Raw genomic sequence first — 15,890 nt, forward strand, 5'->3', positions numbered from 1 at the left:
TAAGTATGGTTACTCTTGTCTTGTCAAGTCAAAGGATAGGTAAAAAGTAGTTCCTTTCCCAATTTCTGTTTCAAACCAGATATTTCCACCCGCCGTCTCTACTCCTCTCTTAGCAATCGCCAACCCTAGACCAGACCCCTCCGATTTAGTACTGAAATTAGGAATGAAGATTTTGTCTTTCAAATCATCCGATATTCCCTTACCGTTGTCTTTAATCTTCAAGAGCACCTTACCAATATCATTGATATCTAATACAACTTCAATCCTCGGTTTCTTTGGTGACTCTACTGCTTGAATTCCATTGATAATTAGATTTGCAATTACCCTTCCGAATAATTGATCATCACCCATCACGAAAAGTGGAACTCCCTTAGTTTTATCCTCAAGATTAAGCGTACCCTTCTCTCTATTTTTAAATAATTCAATGCTTTCTTGTACTACAACCCTGAAGTCCATCAATTCATTCTTAGGCAAAGGCATCTTAGCAAAAGTAGAGAAGGATGTAGCGATGTCGCTCAATGTATCTACCTGGTGTATTAGGGTTTCTATAGGCTTTTTTAATTTTTCTGTATCATCCAGCTTACCCATCAATTGAAGTCGAAGTAGATGCTGAAGTGTCAATTTCATTGGCGTAAGAGGGTTTTTAATTTCATGCGCTACTTGCTTGGCCATCTCCCTCCATGCTGACTCCTTTTCTGTATTGGCCAAGGTTTTCTTGCTGGCCTCGAGTTTAAATAGCATATTATTATATTCGTTGACAAGCAGACCTATTTCATCATTAGCAGGCCAATACATGGGTTCGTTACTATCCAAATCGGTGTCTTTTAGCTTCTGGGTCAAAAGATTAAAAGGAAATGTAAGATTCTTGGATACGAAATAAGACACAAATAGGAAGATGATAAAAATCAGAACAAAGATATTGGCGATATTACTCAGTACGTCTGCAATCAATAAATCAAGTTCAGATTCTGATTCGAAAAAGGGAATAGAGACTATGGCTCTAATCTGCTGGCTATCAGATGACCTAATAGCAAGATACACTGTCTTAAAATTTAGCTCACCTATTCTTTCCTCTAGCAAGGCTCTGTTATTCTGTCTTTCAATCACCTCTGCAATTGCCTTGGGATTGATGTACTTTGTCAATATACCCTTGTCAAAAGTATTGGGCTGGGATGTTGCAAGCAATTGTCCTTCTGCGTCATACACATTAATCTCTACATTCGTAGTACCTGCAAGATTATTCACCATCTGAGCAAAATCATCTCGATCAGCCTCACCGATAGCTTGCCTTTCTAACACACCAGATAAGTTGTCTCCTACTAAAGAAGCTTTTTGAAAATATTGTCTGTGTAATTCCTCCCGGTAAGAATTTGTCAATAGACCAATGATGATCAAGCTAATAGTCAAAATTGGAAAGAAAAATGCAAAATTCAGATACATCTGAAGTTTGGTAGCATAGTTGAAATTAAAATTACGGATACCTTGTCTCAAGGTAAAACTAAGTATACTCAACAAAGTCAATAAAATAAAAGCCACAAAGAAAAGTGAAATATCGGCTAGGATATAATAAACAGGATAAACTGGTGTAGATACAACCACCATTCTCTCTTCATTCTCAACAGCAAGATGATGATATTTCCGTAGATAAATACCTGCAGATTTGAGTTTTGCATTGGCTTGGAATTCATCTAAATCCAATGCTCTATAATTGAATACACCAACAGAATAAGATAGACTCCCTTCCTCGAAAACAGCAAAATCAAAATTCCGTTCCCCATAATTCACATTGTATTTCCTATCCATCAAAAGTTTAGGAAATACGGCTGAAGGCTGAATCTTAAGCTGTCTTAATTCTAGAAAAATAGTACCTATGAAATTATCTTCTCGATAGAGTGGTATAAAAACAATATACTTATTCCCTACACCTTCTTCAATACCTTTGACAAAATACAGGTCTCTCATTGCTGTAGCATAGTCGCTTTTTATATAGCTCAACCGAAGGTCTTGTAATTTTTCTTCTGAGAATCGATCTATGACATTATCACCTATGGAATTGAATACTTTTACTCTAAGATCATATTGGTCAAAATAATTGATCATATGGAATTTTCGAATTTTCCTTTCTATGGCTTCATTTGATTGAAAAGGATCAGTTAAAGTGTTTTTGATAAAAAGGTCATTTTTGATCCGCTCCATAATTCCACCTAAATAAAATTCGGCCATCACATCATTTTCTACCAATTGCTGTGTCCCAAACCGAACCTTTGCTTGAAGCTGCCTTTCCAAAAAAACTTCATGAGATGCTATACCTGTGATTACAGCACCGATCAAACAGCCAAAGAAAAAGGTTAGAAAAGTATTGAAGCCAAGCTTAAAAATATTCTTATAAAGCTCAAAACTGATGATAGAAAACAAAAGAATAAAGTGAGAAGAAAAAGCAATGAAATATACCCAGTTGTAATATGCTAGAACTATTCCTACTGGAACTGAGAAATAAAGCAAAATTCTAAGCGCTACTATCTTTTCAATCTTCTCTCCACTCAAAACTAAATTGATCCCCAAAATAGAGAAAAGTAGATACATGGCTCCTCCAAAAAAGACAATAAATAAACTGATCAGCTTAAAATAGTCAAATGTAGGAATCGATAGAATATTAAGATCCCATTGACTGTTGCTGAGAATATTGATATACAAGCTATAAAACAGCACCAACAATATAGTAGACACCAGATAGGCCAAAAAAACAAAAATACCAGGCTGATATCTAGCTCTGAAATGATTGAACCTTTGTTGAAAACTTTGACCTGCCAGTACAGACAAAATCAAAGAAAAAATAATTAGAGAACATACGGTGTTTAACAAAAGATCACCCAAGCTAGGATTGAACCAAGAAGATGCATACTTGCTGGAGTCGAATAATTCAAAGTCAAAATAATCCTGCGGAAAGTGAAAGAATATCATAAATGCCCTAATGGCTAATAAAATCCCTAAAGAATAAGCAATTGCTAGATTTTTATGACCTTTGCGCCAGATTGTGGCTACAAATCCATATCCCAAAATCAGCACAAGCGAAAGTAGAGAAAAGAAAAATATCAATAATGTAAAATTACTCTCTTTGGTCACTGGTTGATATCCAGATTCAAAATCTATAGAGAAGATATACTCCCCTTTGATACTGTTAATTGTATAAGCATCAGTCTTGACATTAGATGCAGATAATTGTACCCTATTGTTACCAAAAAGTTCTGGATTAAAACCTGAAAGCAAAAAATCATTTTGGACTTCCCGCTTATATTTCAATGGATATAACTGAACTAACCAATATGAGCTTTCTGCTCTTTTTAAATTTCTAAGACGTATGTAATAAACTGCCTTGCTGTCTTCATACAATTGATGGGTTCTAGATTTATCAATAATCTCAATATCTGGTGAATGAATAAAATCTGACCAAAATACTAGTCGATCTAAGTCATCAAATAAAAAATAAGAGTGATGACTTTCTACAATCAAATTTGAAAAGCTCAATTCCTCTCCAGGCCTATTATTCATCAAAATAGCTATAAAATCTTCATCAAACTGCTGTCCTATTTGTTGAATTTTAGCTTCAATGGGGGCCGCTAACCTATCTGTAGAATGTTTACTACTTAAAAAATAATTTAATGCCAGTAGGAGTCCTATGGCAAAGATGGAAGATAATAGAATTAGTCTTTTTTTCTTGAGCATAATCTTGATAAAAGTAAAAAAGCAAAGTCTATTATCAAACTTTGCTCATTTTATACATTAAATTCAAAAACCGTACTAGAATTTCTCACCTTGAAAGACAAATTTAGACTTTCTTTTTTTGGCATTCCTATACCATAAAAATCCAATCACAGCAGCAATCAAATAAGGCATGGTGAAAAGATATAAAATTCCAGTGTTCAATCCAGCGCCGATAGTCGTCTCACCATTACTCACATTATTTTCAACAGAGGCTCTACACATCGCACATTGTGCAAATGAAGTAATTTGAGTCATCATAAACCCAATGAATAAAAAGAAGGCTTTTGAAAGATTTTTCATCAACTTAATAACGCTAGAAACGGGAAGATAGTTTAGAAGCTATAATAAGGACTGATCATAAGATACACTACTACTCCTGTCACCGTCACATAGAGCCAAATAGGGTAGGCAAATCTAACTACTTTCCTATGCTTTTCTCGCTGATCAGTATAGCCATAATAGTAGGCTAATAAAATCGGAAATAAAGCCACAGCAGCCAAAATGATATGAGTAATCAAGATAAAAAAGTAAATAGTCCTAATCCAACCTTCACCACCAAAAGAAGTACTTTCAGCTGAAGCGTGATAAATCACATAAGAAACAAGAAATACAGCTCCCAATGTAAAGGCAGTTGTCATCGATGCCCGATGCAATGGGATATTTTTGTTTTTTATAAAAATCAAACCAGCTATCAACGCTATGGTAGCAGCAGTATTAATTACTGCATTGAGATGTGGTAAAAAATATACCCAATCACTCGCGAAATCTAACTTCGTGGGCATGAACAATAATAAAGCTACTACTATAGGTACAGCAACTGCTATAACTGTCACCAGCCTAATGATTCCTTTATCCTCAGAACTATTCGACAAACTATTATTTTCCATATAATAAGATTTTTGTTTCTAATATCAAACGATCTACCTCTTCTCTATTGGTTCCGCTATAATACCCCCTAATTCTCCCCTCTTCATCAACTAAGACAAATTTATCAGAATGTACAAAATCATCAGGCACTCCCTCTCCATCTATAGTAGGTAATATAAATCCACATCGTGCAAGATTATAAATCTCAGATTTATCACCCGTCAGAAAATGCCATTTCCCCGGGGTTGCTCTATGCAAATCAGCATAAGATTGAAGCATCTCAGGTGTATCATATTCTGGATCAATTGATATAGAATAGATCTGAACATCATCATTTTGTCTAAACACATCATCTACACGCTCCATTTCTGTAGACATCACAGGACAAATGCTAGGACAGGAAGTAAAGAAAAAGTCAACAATAGTAACTTTTCCTTTCATTTCTATACTCCCTATCTCTTGATTGAGGTGAGAAGTAAATTTAAATTCTGGAATCCTATGTTGTTTGCCTTCTTCAAAATTACATTCTAAAAAAGGATTATCAACGCCAGTTTCGTAATATACCGGAATATCATAAGTATTTGAACTCATTGTCTTTAAAAAGACGATAATAAGAACAGGAATCAGTAAGATGCACAATAACACTAAGCCCTGTAAAATTCTAAGTCCCTTCATAAGATTTGATTTATTATATAACAAAAAAGTAGGTTGAAGAGTCCATCTCCAACCTACTTTTTTTGTTAATAGAAAGATTTTACCACCTTAACATAAAGATGTCTGTGCCTTCTCTCATCAATGCAATTACCAACCACACCAAAAATATGAGTGGTACTATGATAGAATAAAATAAAGGTTTTGCCTCTTCACCAAGATGCATAAATTCCATCATAATGTATTTCGCTTTCCAAATTGTCAATACAATAAAGAGGAAGTAGAGTAAAAGACCTCTATCCATGGTAAAAGCCATCAAGAATTCAACCGCAGTGATCGCTAATAGGATCCCAGCTGTCTTCCAGATTTTCATAATTTTAGCATTATCTCTAGGAATTACTTCCAAGCTAGTTTTATTTTCTTGTGCTGCCATATCAAATATGCTTATAATTTCTTTAGATTAAGTAGAAGAAGGTAAAAACGAATACCCATACAAGATCAACAAAATGCCAATAAAGACCAATTTTTTCAATCATTTCATAATGTCCTCTTCTTTCATACACACCAACTGCCGCTTGATAAAAGGCTAGAAATAGCAATACCACTCCAATAGTTACGTGAAATCCGTGGAATCCAGTGATAAAGAAGAATAGTTGGGCAAAAGCGGCTGGGCCATATTCATTAACTACCAAATTGGCTCCATAAATGGTCTCTGTTACAACTTGATTCAGTGTGTTCACATAAGTCAGTACAGCTCCATTATCAGAACCGTGAATAAAGTGAGACCATTCCCATGCTTGACAGCTCAGGAATGTGATTCCACCAAGTAAAGTCCAAAGCATCCATTTTACTACGTCGTTTCTATCATTTCTATGACCAGCTTCTACAGCCAATACCATCGTAACAGAGCTCATGATCAAAATAAATGTCATCAAACCTACAAAGACCAATGGCATATGAACTCCATGGAAGAAAGGAAAAGCATCAAATACCAATTCTGGAATAGGCCAGTACTCATTAGAGCCTTGGAAAGCATCCATTGTTCCTGAGTAGGCAGGATAACTTACGCGGATAGCTGCATAAGTAATCAAAAATGCGGCAAATGTAAAGATATCTGAAAGTAGGAAAAACCACATCATGAGCTTTCCATAACTGGCTTTTAGAGGTTCATTACCACCTCCCCAGATTCCTCTTTTGGAGCTAACTCCGATCGCTGTTGCAGTCGTCGACATATGAATTAAATTAACTTTATATTTAATGATTAAGTTGCAAGAACATAAATAGGTATAACCATAGACCTCCCAAGAAATGCCAATAGGTTACGCACATTTCCATCGGTGTCATAGATTGAGAATGTACCTTGTATCTAAAGGACGAAATTAATACAATAATTAGAAATATCACACCGCTAATCAAGTGTAATGCATGCAAACCTGTAAAAACATACAAGAAGGAGCCTGCAGGATTACCTACAAAATATACATCTTTGTCTACTAATGCAACCCAACTATACCATTGACCTATTAGAAAAAGGATTCCCAATATAACCGCAATTGACATACCTAACCTTACTTGGACAAGTTCATCTTTTTTAGCTGAGACATAAGACCAATGAAGAAAAATACTGCTAAGTACCACAATTCCTGAAGTATAATAAAATATATCAGGCAAAGTGAACTCCAACCAATTACCTTCGGACTGTCTGACAATATAAGCACTAGTCAAAGCTGCAAAAATCATTACAACAGTAACCATAAATAACCATAGTGCAAACTTCTTTGGATGCATGGAAATTGGTTGCTCTGCCCCTTCAATATATGCGAATTTTTCCTCCATCTTAAATCTTATCTAGTAAATACGCAATTTGTACAATCGGAAGATACAAAAACGATCCAAACATGATCTTCAAAGCAGATTTTCTTGAGCAATCTCTCATCAAGGAAAACGTCTGCGCTAAGAAAAGAACACCACAAACTGTAGCTACGATACCTGAATTTAGCCCTGTCAAACCAAAGTAAGTAGGCAACAAACCCAGAGGCAATAAGAACAAGGTGTAAATCATAATTTGAATCGCAGTATTGAGGTCCTTTTTTCCACCAGAAGGCAATAACTTAAATCCAGCCTTTTTATAATCTTCGTCACTTACCCAAGCGATAGCCCAAAAATGAGGAAATTGCCAAACAAACTGAATCCCGAAGATAATCAAGGCCTCATGTGAAATCATCCCAGTAGCAGCAGTCCAACCTAACAAAGGAGGCATAGCCCCAGGGATTGCTCCAACAAAAACAGCTATTGGCCCAACTCGCTTCAAAGGGGTGTAAACAAATACATAAAGAATCATGCTTAATACACCCAAAGCAGTAGTCAAAGGATTGGTAAATAACCAGAGTATACTTACACCAATAATCCCAACTATTGTAGTAAACCAATAGGCCTCTGAAAGAGTAATTTGTTTTAAAGGAAGAGGTCTGTTTTGAGTTCGCTTCATTAGCTTGTCATAATCTCTTTCCCATATTTCGTTTGCCGCCCCAGAAGCACCACTAATCAGAAAACCTCCAATCATCAAGGCAAAGAATTTCCCCCAAGAAAAAACTACTCCAGAGTCTCCCAAAATAAATCCAAACACCGCAGAGAAAGTAACCAATGCGCTCAGTCTGAATTTGATCAATTCGTAATATGCCTTTGCTCTAAAAGCAACTGCATCGATTAGCGTATTTTCGACAATATTTAAAGTCCTCATGAACTAACTGTGTCTATTTTTAATTTATTTTGATCAAAAAGATTCAATAACAATAAGAATTGAATTCCTATGATCAATGCACCTAATAATAGGTGGACTGGTTGCAGGAAAGCTGGAATTGCAAAATATGCCATCCCAACCCCCGTCAATATTTCAAACACAATTATTATAAGTAGTAATTGTGATAATTTGAAGATTCCTGAATTACGAAGCGAGTATTTATAAATTTTATAAATAAACAGCAGATGAATACCCAAGAGCACCAAGGAATAAGACCTATGAATAAGAAAAGGCAAACCCAATTGCTCTATCCAAGTACTTCTCAACAAGTTCCCCATGGCTGTGGCAACTTGATCAATTTCTTCTCTCACCTGCGTACCCAAGATAATTTGTACTATCATTAGAATGAAACCAATGAATAATATAATAGAAAGTCTTTTAGATTTATAAGTCCTTCTTTTGATCTCTTTACCAATATGATGTGCTCTGAAATGGATGTAGATTAATATACAAACCAATAACAGTGCTAACAACATATGTATGGTGATCATCCATGTCAATAAATTCGTGGAAACGACGATTGAACCTATCCAACCGATAAAGAGAACGAGGATCAAGCTGCCAATAGATAAGATAGGAATTAATTTATCTTGACTCCATAAAGAAAGAGATCTATAAACAGTAAGTATTATCAAAAGACCGATGACAACGCCAATTAATCTATTGATATATTCTATCCATGTTTTGGTGGCATTAAACTCCTCCTCTATCAAAATAGACTTATCATTTCTTATCTCTTCTGCCTTATTCGTAAAACCTAACTTTTCTAAACTAGCGACAAAGCGATCATTTTTTTCAACTCGCTTTTCGAGGTATATTTCCTGATAATCATTTGGGAGCTGATTCACGCTCGTTGGCGGAACCCAGCTCCCAAAGCATTTAGGCCAATCAGGACATCCCATACCAGAACCGGTACTTCTGACAATCCCACCAACCAAGATCAGAAAATAAACAGCAATCACAGTAATCAAAGAGATCCTGCGAAAGCTGTTAATTGATTTAAGATTCCTTAGATTCATTTGCTACCAACACTTCCTCTTCCTCTGCGATAATTTCCTTTTCTAATTTAACCAATTCCTGTTCATGAGGAAGGTTAGATTCAGGAGTAGCAGACAACGGAACTGTTTGCATAATGAAGTCTTCCTTAGCACCTGGCTTAGAGTAATCATACGGCCATCTATACACTGAAGGAATTTCACCAGGCCAGTTACCATGTCCTGGGAATAATGGAGTAGTCCACTCTAAAGTGGTAGATCTCCATGGGTTTAAACTCGCTTTTCTGCCTCTATACATGCTATAGAAGAAATTGAACAAGAAGATGAACTGAGCTGCAAATGTGATAATAGCTGCCGCAGATACAAACATATTCAAATCAGTGTACATGTTAGAAAACTCAAAATTGGTCCAAGAATAGTATCTCCTAGGGAATCCAGCGATACCGATATAGTGCATCGGGAAGAATACCAAGTAAACACCCACAAATGTCAACCAGAAATGGATATATCCCAGCCTAGCATCCATCATTCTACCAAACATCTTAGGGAACCAATGATAAACACCAGCCATCAATCCAAAGAAAGAAGCAGAACCCATTACAAGGTGAAAATGGGCAACTACAAAATATGTATCGTGTAGTTGAATATCAATTGCAGAATTACCTAAGAAAATACCAGTCAAACCACCAGATATAAAGAATGAAACTAATCCAATGGAAAATAACATTGCAGGAGTAAAGATCAAATTACCTCTCCAAAGTGTAGTCAAGTAATTAAATACTTTTACAGCAGATGGGATAGCAATAATTAATGTTAGGAACATGAAGATGGAACCCAAAAATGGATTCATTCCTGACACAAACATGTGGTGAGCCCAAACTACAAACGAGAGTATAGTAATACCCAACATTGAAATAATCATGGCTTTGTAACCAAAAATTGGCTTTCTAGAGTTTGTAGCAATTACTTCTGAAGTGATACCTAATGCTGGCAACAATACAATATATACTTCAGGGTGACCTAAAAACCAGAATAAATGTTGGTATAAAACTGGACTACCGCCAGTATTTGGCAGAGCTCCTTCTCCAGAAATGTATATATCTGATAAATAGAATGAAGTACCAAAACTTCTATCGAATACCAATAGCAATGCAGCAGCAAATAAAACTGGGAATGATAACAAACCAATAACAGCTGTCAGGAAGAAAGCCCAAATTGTCAATGGAAGTCTAGAGAAAGACATACCTTTGGTTCTTAGGTTAATAACTGTCGTTATATAATTGATACCTCCTAACAAGGACGAAGCAATGAAAAAGGTCATCGAAATCAACCATAGCGTCATACCCATACCAGAACCTGGAATAGCTTGCTCCAATGCAGATAACGGAGGATATACTACCCAACCACCCCCTGCAGGGCCATTTTCAAGGAAAAGAGAAATAAACATGATCACACCTGATACAAAGAAGAACCAGTAGGAAAGCATATTCATGAATCCTGAAGCCATATCTCTTGCACCAATCTGAAGAGGTATCAAGAAATTAGAGAATGTTCCACTCAAGCCAGCTGTCAATACAAAGAAAACCATAATGGTACCATGCATCGTAACTAACGCCAAATAGAAATTAGGATCAAGTTTACCCGCCTCATCAATCCAGCCTCCAAGTAATGGCTTAAGGAATGTTAAGTCCATATCAGGAAAACCTAATTGAAGTCTAAATAAAATCGAAAGAAAACCTCCAATCAAAGCCCAGAAAATACCAGTAACCAAAAATTGTTTACCGATCATTTTATGGTCAGTACTAAAGATGTACTTCGTGATAAAGTTATCGTGATGCTCGTGATCATGATCATGAGCAGTAGCACCATGAGAAGCTACGTTAGCTGTTGCCATAATTTTACTTATTTAATTACTTATATTCACCGATAGTGATATCGGCCAATTCTTTCAAATCTGAAGGTAAGTTTTCAACCAGTGCTGGATTGTTGACAATATATGGTTTTTGTTCTTTCAACCATTCCTGATATTCTGCAGGCTCAACTACTCTGATTTCTCTACGCATTGAGAAATGACCCCTTCCACATATTTCAGTACAAGCAATTTCATAAACAAATTCCTCGTCACCCAGTTCTTGACGCATTTCTGCTGTTGTTTTTGTGGGCGTAAACCAAAATCTAGTAGGCATACCAGGAACTGCATCCATTTTCAATCTCATATGTGGTGCAAAAACAGAGTGAAGAACATCTCTAGCTCTAATTTTAAATAGAACAGGTTCTCCCTTTGGGATCACTACGACTGGAGATGTAAAATCATCTAAAGCATTTCTATCCGTAAAATCAACTCCAGAAGGATTATTTACTTCGTTGACTAATCTATAGTCATGATCACCTAGAACATTGTCCAAACCGGGATATCTAACTTCCCAAGCAAATTGATAACCCATGATCTCAACGACATGAGCATTTTCAGGTGCAGGAGCTGTAATATCAGACCAAGCTTTCCATCCGCCTATCACAAGAATAGCCAATACAACAGCAGGGACTACTGTCCAAATAACTTCTAGTTTATTGTTATCAGGGTAAAACGTAGCCTTCCTCTTCTCACTATATTGATACTTGTATGGGAAAATGAAAAGAAGAATATGAGTTATAATGAATACAACACCAGTTACAGCCATTGTAATCCAAAATAACTGATCTGTCACAGCACCATGTTCGGAGCCTAAAGGAAGATTGTAGTTATCAAACTCTTTAATTGAATACCAAAACATCAAACCTCCAGCTCCAAAAAGGAATACAACAAACAATAAGGCGTTTACCTTATTACTACTTGAAGCAATCTTCTTATCAGAACCTTTAACAACTGAAACTAGGGTTTGTATTCTGTAAACCATCCATATCAAGGACAGCAACAACAAAACACCAACTGCAATAAGAAATCCGTACATAATTTTTACTTTTTCGGATAAATATTAAATGTGATGATGATATGACTCTTCAAGCATTGGGTGATTTTTGGCTACCAAATTTTTACCTGCTAGAGATTTAAACACTACGAAAACAAAAGCGGCACCAAATATCAACAACATTCCAATTTCCATTAAGCCAAACCCTCCATTGTGACCTAAAGTACCTGGTTGAACCATCAAGAAGAAATCAAACCAATGTCCTAAGATAATCAAAGAACAAACAACTTTAAGAAAGACACCATGTCTTTTAGAATCACGTGTCATAAGAACAAGGAACGGCAACACAAAGTTTAGTGCTAGGTTTACAAAAATGAACGGGCTATACACGTCGCTTTGTAATCTTTCTACGAAGTAAACAGATTCCTCAGGAATATTGGCATAATAGATCAATAAGAACTGTGAAAACCAGATGTATGTCCAGAAAATAGAGAATGCAAATACAAACTTACCTAAGTCATGAATATGATTTTCATTGACCATTTCCAAGTAACCTTTACCTTTTAGATAAAGCGTAATCAATGTGATCACTGAAAGTCCTGCTACAAACCAAGATGCAAATACATACCAACCAAACATAGTAGAAAACCAGTGTGTATCGATAGACATGATCCAGTCCCAGGCAGCAATTGAAGAGGAAACAGCAAATAAAACTAGAAAAATAGCTGACCATTTTCTGATATTTGACCAATCATGAGACCCTGAAAGGTTATCCTCTGCAAAAGAAAGATTCTTCAATTTATTAAAGAAAAAGACCCATATACCAAAGAATGCAATCATTCTAATGATAAAGAAAATAGGGAAGGAACCTTTTTCCATTGGCCAATAGAAGAATGCTCCTTTACCATCTATGATGTAATCATATTGAGGATCATTTTTATCAAACAAATAGCTATGTGTCCAGTGAAATAAATCATGGCTAGCTACAAAGAAGGTAACAATCATTAAAACTCCAGCTATCGGTAACCAGTTGCCAAGTGAAAGCATCACTCTCAATATACCAGTTGACCAACCAGCTTGTGCAGCATACTGTATTGCAAAGAAGAAAACTCCGATAACAGCGATACCCGTGAAATAAACATTGTTGATCCAAAGGTTTGCAAAAACCCTATGATACCAATGATAAGCATGACCACTAGCATCAGCTGCTTCATCATGATGACCACCAAACAAAGATGTAATAACTCCAACAGCGAACAAAGCTACACCAAGACCCAAAACAGTCATGATGGACTTCTTCAAAGAAGCTGTGAAATCAAATTTTTGATCTAAATTATAACTTGATACCTGCGCCATGATTATTGCTTCTGAATTTCTTGTTTAACATAGTGAACAATTTTCCAAATTCTTTCTTGAGGAATTTGAGAGCCGTGAGCGCCCATTCTGCCTTTTCCTTTCATGATCACATGAAAAATATGGCCTTCAGGAAGATTGATATAAGCACCACCTTTAAGGTTAGCAACACCACCAATAACTTCACCAGCTTTACCATCTCCCTCACCAGCTGCACCATGACAGGCTGAGCAATACTGAAGATAAAGTTGTCTACCCTCTTCAAGAACTTGATCTGTCAATTCAACTGGGTTCTGGATTTCCGCGGCCTTTTCAAGTTCGAAAGCCTTCAACCTGTATGGCAACATTCCATCTTTAGTTCGAGGAACTGTATTAGCTACAGGTTCTCTCATATTCATTCTATGCGGGTTATTGATATTAGAGTTGAAGAACTCACCCTTTTCATCTTCTCTCGTAGACAACCATTTACCTTCATCTTCATTGATAATTTGAGTCAATGGTTCATACGCTACAGAATTGTACATTTGAGGTGCGTATTCGTACCCAGGATGATCTCCTGAGGCACTACAAGATGCAAGCCCTATGGCAACACCAGCAGTAGCTAATACATATATGGATCTTATCAATTTCATATTGTCTGAGTTACTATTCAAAACTTTTTTTATTGACTTCTGTAGCACCAGAAGATTTTAGAATATCACCAATCTTTTCTTCTCCCAAAGATGCATTAGTCGCTAAATCGATAGCCATCACATGCTTATCATCTGTGATTCTTAGATCGAAGATTCTTGGCTGAGCCCAAGGCTTCAAGTTGGAAGATACCATAAATACTCCCACCATACCGAAAGCAGCCAAAAGGACAGTCAATTCGAAAGTAACTGGGATAAAATCAGGGAATGCAGCATGATCCTTACCGCCTATAATCATAGGCCAGTCAATTTTCATCATATAAAATTGCATGACTAAAGCCAAAGTCGTTCCAAGTATCCCAAAAAGGAAAGCTGCAATAGGAAGCCTGCTCCTTTTATATCCAAGTACATCATCAATCCCATGAACTGGAAAAGGTGAATAAACTTCATGAATCTTAACACCACTACCTCTAACCTTAGATACGGCGTCTAACAAAACATCCTCATCATCAAATACACCGAGGACAAAATTCTTATCTCTTTCCATGATTATTTATTTACTTTTTCTGATGAAGACTTAACAATAGATTTCACCTCAGCCATGTTGATTACTGGGAAGAACTTTGCGAACAACAAGAATAAGGTAAAGAACAAACCAAAAGTGAATAAGTACACTCCGATATCTGACAAAGTAGGATAGAACATCGCCCAAGATGATGGCAAGAAATCCCTATGTAAAGATGTCACAATGATTACAAATCGTTCGAACCACATACCGATGTTTACTACCAAAGAAAGTATGAAAGTAGCGACAATTGAAGTTCTGATCTTTTTGAACCAGAATAGTTGTGGGGAGATCACATTGCATGTCATCATAGACCAATATGCCCACCAATAAGGGCCAAATGCTCTATTGATGAATGCGTACTGCTCTGCTGCTACACCAGAATACCAAGCTATAAAGAATTCAGTAATATAAGCTATACCTACAATTGAACCAGTAATGATGATTACGATATTCATCAACTCAATGTGTCCTATGGTAATGTAATCTTCCAGCTTAAACACCTTCCTTGTAATGATCATCAAGGTCAATACCATGGCAAAGCCAGAAAAAATCGCACCCGCCACGAAATATGGGGGGAAGATTGTAGTATGCCAACCAGGGATTACGGATGTCGCAAAGTCAAAGGATACAATAGTGTGAACTGACAATACCAAAGGAGTGGCCAAACCAGCCAAAATCAAAGCAACTGATTCGTATCTGCTCCAAGTTTTAGCAGCACCATCCCAACCAAAAGAAAGCGCACCGTAGATAGTTTTTCTAAGGCCAGTTGCTCTATCTCTGATCGTAGCGAAATCTGGAATCAAACCGATGTACCAGAATACCAAAGAAACAGAGAAATAGGTAGAAATCGCAAATACGTCCCAAAGAAGCGGTGAGTTGAAATTTACCCAAAGTGACCCAAAGGTATTTGGTAATGGTAGTGCCCAATAAGCTCCCAACCAAGGTCTACCCATATGTATTATTGGGAACATAGCGGCACAGATAACGGCGAAAATCGTCATGGCTTCCGCAGCTCTGTTGATCGCCATTCTCCATTTCTGTCTGAATAGCAGCAATACAGCCGAGATCAAAGTACCAGCGTGACCAATACCAACCCACCACACAAAGTTGGTGATATCCCATGCCCAACCAATAGTTTTATTTAGACCCCACATACCGATACCTTCCCAAAGGGTAGCTACCAGCGCAAGGCTTCCTAACAATAAGGCACCCACTGCAACCAAAAGGCCAAGGATCCAACCAAGAGTTGGTTTGCCTTCTACCTGTCTTGACACGTCATGGGTGACGTCTTTTAAGGTTTTACCGCCTGTAATCAGCGGCTCACGTACGGATGAAGTAACCTGCATATCTTATAAAATT

At 36.8% G+C, this 15,890-nt stretch carries 15 protein-coding genes; all 15 read right to left on the minus strand.

The window, feature by feature from the left end; translation table 11 throughout:
- Positions 1-9 precede the first annotated feature (9 nt).
- Positions 10-3,723 (minus strand): sensor histidine kinase, encoded by a 3,714-nt coding sequence (locus CHB66_RS12985; protein ID WP_089241634.1) that lies wholly within the window; start codon positions 3,721-3,723, stop codon positions 10-12.
- Between the two features lie 75 nt (positions 3,724-3,798).
- Entirely contained in the window at positions 3,799-4,062 is a 264-nt protein-coding gene (locus CHB66_RS12990) for a hypothetical protein (RefSeq protein WP_089241636.1), read from the minus strand.
- Positions 4,063-4,094: 32 nt separating this feature from the next.
- The gene (locus tag CHB66_RS12995) at positions 4,095-4,649 is read right to left on the minus strand and encodes a DUF420 domain-containing protein (RefSeq protein WP_089241638.1); all 555 of its coding nucleotides are present in this window, start codon (positions 4,647-4,649) and stop codon (positions 4,095-4,097) included.
- A complete protein-coding gene (locus CHB66_RS13000) occupies positions 4,639-5,304 on the minus strand; it encodes an SCO family protein (protein ID WP_089241640.1) in 666 nt (221 codons plus the stop codon). Before CHB66_RS13000 ends, CHB66_RS12995 begins: the two co-directional genes overlap by 11 nt.
- A 79-nt stretch (positions 5,305-5,383) precedes the next feature.
- Positions 5,384-5,713 carry a cytochrome C oxidase subunit IV family protein gene (locus CHB66_RS13005; RefSeq protein ID WP_076501750.1) on the minus strand — a complete coding sequence of 110 codons (330 nt, stop codon included), beginning with the start codon at positions 5,711-5,713 and terminating at the stop codon, positions 5,384-5,386.
- Between the two features lie 22 nt (positions 5,714-5,735).
- Positions 5,736-6,512 carry a cytochrome c oxidase subunit 3 gene (locus tag CHB66_RS13010; RefSeq protein ID WP_089241642.1) on the minus strand — a complete coding sequence of 259 codons (777 nt, stop codon included), beginning with the start codon at positions 6,510-6,512 and terminating at the stop codon, positions 5,736-5,738.
- A 22-nt stretch (positions 6,513-6,534) separates the two neighbouring features.
- Positions 6,535-7,116, minus strand: a complete 582-nt coding sequence (locus CHB66_RS13015; RefSeq protein ID WP_089241644.1) for a cytochrome c oxidase subunit 3 — start codon at positions 7,114-7,116, stop codon at positions 6,535-6,537.
- 1 nt (position 7,117) lies between these two features.
- Complete coding sequence (cyoE, locus tag CHB66_RS13020) at positions 7,118-8,020, minus strand: heme o synthase (RefSeq protein WP_089241646.1); 903 nt, start codon at positions 8,018-8,020, stop codon at positions 7,118-7,120.
- The gene (locus CHB66_RS13025) at positions 8,017-9,099 is read right to left on the minus strand and encodes a COX15/CtaA family protein (protein ID WP_089241648.1); all 1,083 of its coding nucleotides are present in this window, start codon (positions 9,097-9,099) and stop codon (positions 8,017-8,019) included. The genes cyoE and CHB66_RS13025 overlap by 4 nt, the downstream gene beginning before the upstream one ends.
- Positions 9,080-10,969: a cytochrome c oxidase subunit I gene (locus CHB66_RS13030; protein WP_089241650.1), complete on the minus strand. Its 1,890-nt coding sequence runs from the start codon at positions 10,967-10,969 to the stop codon at positions 9,080-9,082. The genes CHB66_RS13025 and CHB66_RS13030 overlap by 20 nt, the downstream gene beginning before the upstream one ends.
- Positions 10,970-10,985: 16 nt before the next feature.
- Complete coding sequence (locus CHB66_RS13035) at positions 10,986-12,023, minus strand: cytochrome c oxidase subunit II (protein ID WP_089241652.1); 1,038 nt, start codon at positions 12,021-12,023, stop codon at positions 10,986-10,988.
- Between the two features lie 24 nt (positions 12,024-12,047).
- Positions 12,048-13,337, minus strand: a complete 1,290-nt coding sequence (locus CHB66_RS13040) for a quinol:cytochrome C oxidoreductase (RefSeq protein ID WP_089241654.1) — start codon at positions 13,335-13,337, stop codon at positions 12,048-12,050.
- 2 nt (positions 13,338-13,339) lie between these two features.
- Complete coding sequence (locus tag CHB66_RS13045; protein ID WP_089241656.1) at positions 13,340-13,966, minus strand: c-type cytochrome; 627 nt, start codon at positions 13,964-13,966, stop codon at positions 13,340-13,342.
- A 13-nt stretch (positions 13,967-13,979) separates the two neighbouring features.
- Complete coding sequence (locus CHB66_RS13050; protein ID WP_089241658.1) at positions 13,980-14,510, minus strand: DUF3341 domain-containing protein; 531 nt, start codon at positions 14,508-14,510, stop codon at positions 13,980-13,982.
- Positions 14,511-14,512: 2 nt separating this feature from the next.
- On the minus strand, positions 14,513-15,877 hold the full coding sequence (nrfD, locus tag CHB66_RS13055) for an NrfD/PsrC family molybdoenzyme membrane anchor subunit (protein WP_089241660.1): 1,365 nt from the start codon (positions 15,875-15,877) through the stop codon (positions 14,513-14,515).
- Positions 15,878-15,890: the final 13 nt, after the last annotated feature.

The organism is Belliella buryatensis (assembly GCF_900188245.1).
Taxonomy (GTDB): domain Bacteria; phylum Bacteroidota; class Bacteroidia; order Cytophagales; family Cyclobacteriaceae; genus Belliella; species Belliella buryatensis.